Raw genomic sequence first — 700 nt, 5'->3', positions numbered from 1 at the left:
TCCGCGGTTCTGATTCCCTCGCTTATCACGACGACGACAGAATGCTTTTTGGCGGCAAGCGTCCTGACTTTCGCGATGAACTCTCCCAAACTATTCTGCTATCACTTAGTTTTATGACTTGCCGGGTCATCCCCATGCAGCCCTACACCCCGGAAAACCGGTTTGGCCTGATCCGCGTTCGCTCGCCGCTACTTGCGGAATCTCAATTGATGTCTGTTCCCGAGTTACTTAGATGGTTCACTTCACTCAGTATCGCTCTGCCACCCTATTTTATTCAGGTGCGCAGTGACTGGATCACTCCAGCCGGGTTACCCCATTCGGAAATCCACGGGTCAAAGGATATGTGCTCCTAACCGTGGCTTATCGCAGCTTATCACGTCCTTCATCGTCTCACAGCTCCATAGGCATCCACCATTAACCTATAATTCGCTTGACCATATTATCTTTTCCACTCAACGAGGCGAATAAAAACTCATTGAGTAAAACCTTCTTCCTTCCCTAATCGTGTTTCAAATAACTTTAGAACCTCTGATTCAGTCCTGATGGGACGGGATAGAGTTGAACTATCGACCCCCGCCTTATCAGAGCGGTGCTCTAACCAACTGAGCTACCATCCCCTATATACAAAACCAGCGAAAAAGACAGACGAGGAAAACCAGGCTACAAACCAAGTTCTCGTCGGCTGCGTACACCGCAGCCA

The 700-nt window shown here is 49.1% G+C and carries 1 tRNA gene and 1 rRNA gene; both read right to left on the bottom strand.

The window, feature by feature from the left end:
• Positions 1–436, bottom strand: a 23S ribosomal RNA gene (locus TRESADRAFT_RS16430); the annotation flags it as partial.
• 107 nt (positions 437–543) lie between these two features.
• Positions 544–617, bottom strand: a tRNA-Ile gene (locus TRESADRAFT_RS00090).
• Between the last annotated feature and the right edge of the window lie 83 nt (positions 618–700).

The sequence above is a fragment of the Treponema saccharophilum DSM 2985 genome (assembly GCF_000255555.1).
In the GTDB taxonomy this organism is placed as follows: Bacteria; Spirochaetota; Spirochaetia; order Treponematales; family Treponemataceae; genus Treponema_D; species Treponema_D saccharophilum.
Note: the sequence above shows the minus strand (reverse complement) of the source record. Positions and strands in the feature narration are given on the sequence as shown.